The sequence below is a fragment of the Streptomyces sp. NPDC039465 genome (genome assembly GCF_055639315.1).
Map to the genome: position 1 here is coordinate 1 of NZ_JBVKAP010000022.1, position 5,156 is coordinate 5,156.

General features: G+C 57.1%; 2 rRNA genes. Both read left to right on the plus strand.

Going from position 1 to position 5,156, the window contains the following annotated elements:
• The first annotated feature begins 191 nt into the window (after positions 1-191).
• Positions 192-1,719, plus strand: a 16S ribosomal RNA gene (locus tag ACZ7LT_RS34550).
• A gap of 284 nt (positions 1,720-2,003) precedes the next feature.
• Positions 2,004-5,124: ribosomal RNA gene (locus ACZ7LT_RS34555) — 23S ribosomal RNA — on the plus strand.
• The 16S and 23S rRNA genes sit together here, the layout of an rRNA operon.
• The last annotated feature ends 32 nt before the right edge of the window (positions 5,125-5,156 follow it).

Below are 5,156 nucleotides of genomic sequence, written 5' to 3' on the forward strand. Positions count from 1 at the left end.
AAGGAAGCGTCCGTTCCTTGAGAACTCAACAGCGTGCCAAAAGTCAACGCCAGATATGTTGATACCCCGTCTCCATCACGGAGATGAGGTTCCTTTGAAGAAAAACACAGCGAGGACGCTGTGAACCGGAAGGATTATTCCTCCTCCCGGTTCCGCTCAACGCGAGTGTCACACCCGATTACGGGTAAACATTCACGGAGAGTTTGATCCTGGCTCAGGACGAACGCTGGCGGCGTGCTTAACACATGCAAGTCGAACGATGAACCTCCTTCGGGAGGGGATTAGTGGCGAACGGGTGAGTAACACGTGGGCAATCTGCCCTTCACTCTGGGACAAGCCCTGGAAACGGGGTCTAATACCGGATAACACCGGCCTCCGCATGGGGGCTGGTTGAAAGCTCCGGCGGTGAAGGATGAGCCCGCGGCCTATCAGCTTGTTGGTGGGGTGATGGCCTACCAAGGCGACGACGGGTAGCCGGCCTGAGAGGGCGACCGGCCACACTGGGACTGAGACACGGCCCAGACTCCTACGGGAGGCAGCAGTGGGGAATATTGCACAATGGGCGAAAGCCTGATGCAGCGACGCCGCGTGAGGGATGACGGCCTTCGGGTTGTAAACCTCTTTCAGCAGGGAAGAAGCGAAAGTGACGGTACCTGCAGAAGAAGCGCCGGCTAACTACGTGCCAGCAGCCGCGGTAATACGTAGGGCGCAAGCGTTGTCCGGAATTATTGGGCGTAAAGAGCTCGTAGGCGGCTTGTCACGTCGGATGTGAAAGCCCGGGGCTTAACCCCGGGTCTGCATTCGATACGGGCAGGCTAGAGTGTGGTAGGGGAGATCGGAATTCCTGGTGTAGCGGTGAAATGCGCAGATATCAGGAGGAACACCGGTGGCGAAGGCGGATCTCTGGGCCATTACTGACGCTGAGGAGCGAAAGCGTGGGGAGCGAACAGGATTAGATACCCTGGTAGTCCACGCCGTAAACGTTGGGAACTAGGTGTTGGCGACATTCCACGTCGTCGGTGCCGCAGCTAACGCATTAAGTTCCCCGCCTGGGGAGTACGGCCGCAAGGCTAAAACTCAAAGGAATTGACGGGGGCCCGCACAAGCAGCGGAGCATGTGGCTTAATTCGACGCAACGCGAAGAACCTTACCAAGGCTTGACATATACCGGAAACGGCCAGAGATGGTCGCCCCCTTGTGGTCGGTATACAGGTGGTGCATGGCTGTCGTCAGCTCGTGTCGTGAGATGTTGGGTTAAGTCCCGCAACGAGCGCAACCCTTGTTCTGTGTTGCCAGCATGCCCTTCGGGGTGATGGGGACTCACAGGAGACTGCCGGGGTCAACTCGGAGGAAGGTGGGGACGACGTCAAGTCATCATGCCCCTTATGTCTTGGGCTGCACACGTGCTACAATGGCCGGTACAAAGAGCTGCGATGCCGCGAGGCGGAGCGAATCTCAAAAAGCCGGTCTCAGTTCGGATTGGGGTCTGCAACTCGACCCCATGAAGTCGGAGTTGCTAGTAATCGCAGATCAGCATTGCTGCGGTGAATACGTTCCCGGGCCTTGTACACACCGCCCGTCACGTCACGAAAGTCGGTAACACCCGAAGCCGGTGGCCCAACCCCTTGTGGGAGGGAGCTGTCGAAGGTGGGACTGGCGATTGGGACGAAGTCGTAACAAGGTAGCCGTACCGGAAGGTGCGGCTGGATCACCTCCTTTCTAAGGAGCACATAGCCGACTGCGAGCGAATGACTCGCACGGTTGCTCATGGGTGGAACGTTGACTATTCGGCACTCTCGATGTTCGTGGACTGTTAGTACTGCTTCGGCGTGGAACACAGGACAGGGACGGCGAGGGTGCCGGGCACGTTGTTGGGTATCTGAGGGTACGGCCGTCTGGTCGTTGCCTTCGCGATGCCGGCCCCAGTGAACTTCACTCTTCGAGTGGAGGTGATGGGTGGCTGGTCGTTGCTTGAGAACTGCACAGTGGACGCGAGCATCTGTGGCCAAGTTTTTAAGGGCGCACGGTGGATGCCTTGGCACCAGGAACCGATGAAGGACGTGGGAGGCCACGATAGTCCCCGGGGAGCCGTCAACCAGGCTTTGATCCGGGGGTTTCCGAATGGGGAAACCCGGCAGTCGTCATGGGCTGTCACCCATACCTGAACACATAGGGTATGTGGAGGGAACGAGGGGAAGTGAAACATCTCAGTACCCTCAGGAAGAGAAAACAACCGTGATTCCGGGAGTAGTGGCGAGCGAAACCGGATGAGGCCAAACCGTATGCGTGTGATACCCGGCAGGGGTTGCGCATGCGGGGTTGTGGGATCTCTTTTTCATCGTCTGCCGGCGGTGAGACGAGTCAGAAACCGTATGGATAGGCGAAGGACATGCGAAAGGTCCGGCGTAGAGGGTAAGACCCCCGTAGCTGAAATTCATGCGGCTCGTTTAAGAGACACCCAAGTAGCACGGGGCCCGAGAAATCCCGTGTGAATCTGGCGGGACCACCCGCTAAGCCTAAATATTCCCTGGTGACCGATAGCGGATAGTACCGTGAGGGAATGGTGAAAAGTACCGCGGGAGCGGAGTGAAATAGTACCTGAAACCGTGTGCCTACAAGCCGTGGGAGCGTCGCATGCAAGCTTGCTTGCATGTCGTGACTGCGTGCCTTTTGAAGAATGAGCCTGCGAGTTTGCGGTGTGTTGCGAGGTTAACCCGTGTGGGGAAGCCGTAGCGAAAGCGAGTCCGAATAGGGCGATTCAGTAGCGCGCTCAAGACCCGAAGCGGAGTGATCTAGCCATGGGCAGGTTGAAGCGGAGGTAAGACTTCGTGGAGGACCGAACCCACCAGGGTTGAAAACCTGGGGGATGACCTGTGGTTAGGGGTGAAAGGCCAATCAAACTCCGTGATAGCTGGTTCTCCCCGAAATGCATTTAGGTGCAGCGTCGTGTGTTTCTTGCCGGAGGTAGAGCACTGGATAGGCGATGGGCCCTACCGGGTTACTGACCTTAGCCAAACTCCGAATGCCGGTAAGTGAGAGCGCGGCAGTGAGACTGTGGGGGATAAGCTCCATGGTCGAGAGGGAAACAGCCCAGAGCATCGACTAAGGCCCCTAAGCGTACGCTAAGTGGGAAAGGATGTGGAGTCGCAGAGACAACCAGGAGGTTGGCTTAGAAGCAGCCACCCTTGAAAGAGTGCGTAATAGCTCACTGGTCAAGTGATTCCGCGCCGACAATGTAGCGGGGCTCAAGCGTACCGCCGAAGTCGTGTCATTCATACAATAGGTCCAACGACCGTATGGATGGGTAGGGGAGCGTCGTGTGCCGGGTGAAGCAGCCGCGGAAGCGAGTTGTGGACGGTTCACGAGTGAGAATGCAGGCATGAGTAGCGATACACACGTGAGAAACGTGTGCGCCGATTGACTAAGGGTTCCTGGGTCAAGCTGATCTGCCCAGGGTAAGTCGGGACCTAAGGCGAGGCCGACAGGCGTAGTCGATGGACAACCGGTTGATATTCCGGTACCCGCTTTGAAACGCCCAATATCGAGCCCATTAATGCTAAGGCCGTGAAGCCGTTCCGGACCCTTCGGGGAAAGGAAAGTGGTGGAGCCGCTGACCCAAGGTGGTAGTAGGTAAGCGATGGGGTGACGCAGGAAGGTAGTCCAGCCCGGGCGGTGGTTGTCCCGGGGTAAGGGTGTAGGCCGTGTGATAGGCAAATCCGTCACACATTAAGGCTGAGACCTGATGCCGAGCCGATTGTGGTGAAGTGGATGATCCTATGCTGTCGAGAAAAGCCTCTAGCGAGTTTCATGGCGGCCCGTACCCTAAACCGACTCAGGTGGTCAGGTAGAGAATACCGAGGCGTTCGGGTGAACTATGGTTAAGGAACTCGGCAAAATGCCCCCGTAACTTCGGGAGAAGGGGGGCCACGTCTGGTGATCGGATTTACTCCGTGAGCTGGGGGTGGCCGCAGAGACCAGCGAGAAGCGACTGTTTACTAAAAACACAGGTCCGTGCGAAGCCGTAAGGCGATGTATACGGACTGACGCCTGCCCGGTGCTGGAACGTTAAGGGGACCGGTTAGCGGGGTTTCGATCCTGCGAAGCTGAGAACTTAAGCGCCAGTAAACGGCGGTGGTAACTATAACCATCCTAAGGTAGCGAAATTCCTTGTCGGGTAAGTTCCGACCTGCACGAATGGCGTAACGACTTCTCGACTGTCTCAACCATAGGCCCGGTGAAATTGCACTACGAGTAAAGATGCTCGTTTCGCGCAGCAGGACGGAAAGACCCCGGGACCTTTACTACAGTTTGATATTGGTGTTCGGTTCGGCTTGTGTAGGATAGGTGGGAGACTGTGAAGCTTGGACGCCAGTTCAGGTGGAGTCGTCGTTGAAATACCACTCTGGTCGTGCTGGATGTCTAACCTCGGTCCGTGATCCGGATCAGGGACAGTGTCTGATGGGTAGTTTAACTGGGGCGGTTGCCTCCCAAAGGGTAACGGAGGCGCCCAAAGGTTCCCTCAGCCTGGTTGGCAATCAGGTGTTGAGTGTAAGTGCACAAGGGAGCTTGACTGTGAGACCGACGGGTCGAGCAGGGACGAAAGTCGGGACTAGTGATCCGGCGGTGGCTTGTGGAAGCGCCGTCGCTCAACGGATAAAAGGTACCCCGGGGATAACAGGCTGATCTTCCCCAAGAGTCCATATCGACGGGATGGTTTGGCACCTCGATGTCGGCTCGTCGCATCCTGGGGCTGGAGTCGGTCCCAAGGGTTGGGCTGTTCGCCCATTAAAGCGGTACGCGAGCTGGGTTTAGAACGTCGTGAGACAGTTCGGTCCCTATCCGCTGTGCGCGTAGGAATATTGAGAAGGGCTGTCCCTAGTACGAGAGGACCGGGACGGACGAACCTCTGGTGTGCCAGTTGTCCTGCCAAGGGCATGGCTGGTTGGCTACGTTCGGGAGGGATAACCGCTGAAAGCATCTAAGCGGGAAGCCTGCTTCGAGATGAGTATTCCCACCTCCTTGAGAGGGTAAGGCTCCCAGTAGACGACTGGGTTGATAGGCCAGATGTGGAAGCCCGGTAACGGGTGGAGCTGACTGGTACTAATAGGCCGAGGGCTTGTCCTCAGTTGCTCGCGTCCACTGTGTTAGTTCTGAAG